The 3,490-nt window shown below is 48.2% G+C and carries 1 protein-coding gene; it reads right to left on the bottom strand.

Going from position 1 to position 3,490, the window contains the following annotated elements; genetic code table 11:
• Positions 1 to 3,425 (bottom strand): pyruvate carboxylase (gene pyc / locus A8F95_RS10485; protein WP_176713670.1); only part of this gene is annotated, 3,425 nt, incomplete at its 3' end.
• Positions 3,426 to 3,490 lie beyond the last annotated feature (65 nt).

Raw genomic sequence — 3,490 nt, forward strand, 5'->3', positions numbered from 1 at the left:
TCAACAAGCAGATCTCCTGTCGAGATGGCTTCCCCATTTTGAACGTGGATATTTGTCACCGTGCCGGAAAACGGCGCCTGAACCGTCGTTTCCATTTTCATCGCTTCGGTAATCATTAAATGATCTCCCTGGACGACTTTTTCCCCTTTTTCCACGAGCACTTTAATGACCGTCCCTGGCATCGTCGCTGCCAAATGGCTTTCATTTTTCGGATCGGCTTTGATTTTCGAGGCCACGGAAGACTTGATGCTTTCGTCTTTAATCACCACTTCACGAGGCTGGCCGTTTAATTCAAAATAGACCACCCGTGTGCCGTCTGTCTGAGCCTGTCCGATCGATACCAGCTTCACAATCAACGTTTTTCCGGTTTCAATTTCGATTTCGATTTCTTCCCCGAGTCTCATCCCGTACAGGAACGTCGGTGTGTCGAGCACGGAAACGTCTCCAAATTGATCAACCGTTTTCACATAGTCCATAAATACTTTTGGATATAAAGCGTAAGCAATGACATCATGATCTGTTACTTTTCCTTCCATCTCTTGCTGAAGCTCTTCCCGCAGCGCGTTGAAATCAACCTCTTTCAATAGCTCGCCTGGACGAACCGTGAGCGGCTCTTTTCCTTTTAGGATGACCTTTTGCAGCTGTTTCGGAAACCCGCCGTACGGCTGGCCCAAATAGCCTTCAAACAGCTCGATAACGGAATCCGGGAAGTCAATTTTATCGCCTCTTTCCAGCACTTCTTCTTCCGTCAGGTCATTTTGCACCATAAAGAGCGCCATGTCGCCTACGACTTTGGAAGACGGCGTTACTTTGACGATATCACCGAACATCATATTCACCCGGCTGTACATGTCTTTCACTTCTTCCCAGCGTTCGCCAAGCCCGACGGCTTTTGCCTGCTGCTGGAGGTTGCTGTACTGGCCGCCCGGCATTTCATGCTCGTAAATTTCTGTATGCGGCGCCTTCATGCCGCTTTCAAAGTCTTGATAATAATGACGGACGCCTTCCCAATAGCGGGACAGCTGTTCAAGCGCTTCTACCCGGACGGATGGCTCGCGCTCCGTGCCTTTTAATGCATAACAAAGGGTGCTGGCACTCGGCTGAGACGTCAAGCCCGCCATGGAGCTGACCGCTACATCGACGATATCGACGCCTGCTTCGATCGCTTTCGCATACATGTAAACGCCATTGCCGCTCGTATCGTGAGTATGCAAGTGGATCGGAAGATCGACCGTCGCTTTTAATTCCGAAATTAACCGGTACGCTGCCTGCGGCTTTAACAAGCCGGCCATATCTTTAATGCCAAGAATGTGGGCCCCCTGCTGTTCCAGTTCTTTCGCCATGTCTTTATAATACTGAATGTTGTATTTTGGACGGGCAGGATCGTCAATATCACCTGTATAACAAATCGTTGCCTCGGCAATCTTGCCCGTTTGGCGAACGGCATCAATTGCGGTTTCCATCCCTTTAATCCAGTTTAAGCTGTCAAAAATCCGGAACACATCAATGCCCGAAGCAGCTGATTGATCTACGAACTCCCGGATCACGTTATCTGGATAGTTGGTATAGCCAACGGCATTCGATGCTCGAAGGAGCATTTGGAACAAGACGTTCGGCACTCTTTCCCGCAAGGATGCTAACCGCTCCCACGGATCTTCTTTTAAGAAACGGTACGAGACATCAAACGTGGCACCGCCCCACATTTCTAAAGAGAAAGCCTCTGGCAGCAGCTTCGCCGTCGGCTCGGCGATCTGAAGCAGATCGTGAGTCCGTACACGGGTAGCGAGCAGCGACTGATGGGCATCCCGGAAGGTTGTATCCGTTAAGAGGACCTCTGAACGGGATTTCACCCACTCTACCAAACCATCCGCGCCTCTTTCGTCTAAAATTTGCTTCGTACCGGAGGCAGCTGCCTCTAAACGGTTCACATTCGGAACGGGCGGCGGATCAAAAAGCGGCTTTTTCTTTTTCTCAATGCCCGGGAAGCCATTGAGCGTCACGTTGCCGATATAGCTGAGTATTTTTGTTCCCCTGTCTTTTCTCTCTGAAAAAATAAATAGTTCTGGGGCTGCATCAATAAAGGAAGTATCGTAATCACCAGTAATAAACTTTTCGTGCTGCATCACGTTTTCCAAGAATGGAATGTTTGTTTTAATCCCACGGATACGAAATTCTCTTAAGTTCCGCAGCATTTTCGAAGCGGCCTGATTAAATGTCATGGCGTGAGTAGATACTTTTACAAGCAGCGAGTCATAATAAGGTGTAATGACCGCCCCTTGGAAACTATTTCCTGCATCCAAGCGGACCCCAAAACCGCCGCCGGAGCGATACGCCATGATTTTGCCCGTATCCGGCATAAAGTCATTCAACGGGTCCTCCGTTGTCACACGGGACTGGATCGCATAGCCATGAATCGTAATGTCTTTTTGTGCGGGAATGCCGACTGTTTCGCTATGTAACGAGTGGCCTTCTGCAATTAAGATTTGAGACTGAACGATATCAATGCCCGTAATCATTTCTGTAATCGTATGCTCTACCTGGACACGCGGGTTCACTTCAATAAAATAGAATTGATCGCCCGCCACAAGGAATTCGACGGTCCCTGCATTTAAGTAGTCCACGTTTTTCATGAGCTTGACAGCTGCTTCACAAATATCATTGCGCAAATCTTCAGGCAGCGACACGCATGGTGCAACTTCTACGACTTTTTGATGGCGGCGCTGTACAGAACAGTCCCGTTCGTATAAGTGAACAATATTCCCTTGATGGTCACCAAGAATCTGCACTTCAATATGTTTCGGATTTTGGACAAACTTTTCTACATATACTTCGCTATTGCCAAACGCTGCTTTCGCTTCTGACTTGGCCCGCTCGTACGCTTCTCTTACTTCTTCGACGTTATGGACAATCCGCATGCCGCGGCCGCCGCCGCCGAGCGCTGCTTTGATCATGAGCGGAAAGCCGTGCTCCCGGCCAAACGCTACCACTTCTTCTAAGCTGTCAACAGGGCCGTCTGTCCCTGGGATGACTGGAATGTCCGCCCGCTGCGCCTGGATTCTCGCTTTGACTTTATCTCCAAACATATCTAAATGCTGAGAAGTAGGACCGATAAAAATAATGCCTTCTTCCTCACAGCGTTTAGCAAATTCGATATTTTCTGATAAAAAACCATACCCTGGGTGAATCGCATCAACTTCTGCCTGTTTAGCAATCTCGATAATGTTTTCAATATCAAGATAAGCGTCAATCGGCTTCTTGCCTTTCCCCACAAGATAGGCTTCGTCCGCTTTGTAACGGTGATAGGACCCTGAATCTTCCTTGGAATAAATCGCTACTGTCCGGATATGGAGCTCCGTACAGGCACGAAATACACGGATGGCAATTTCTCCCCTGTTAGCAACCAGCACTTTACTGATTTTTCGCATTTTCATCTCTCCCCTGTTGTACGAGTAAATATATATAAAAAGGTTCAGTTAACTGAACCTTTTTA

It is taken from the genome of Pseudobacillus wudalianchiensis, assembly GCF_001685015.1.
In the GTDB taxonomy this organism is placed as follows: domain Bacteria; phylum Bacillota; class Bacilli; order Bacillales; family Domibacillaceae; genus Pseudobacillus; species Pseudobacillus wudalianchiensis.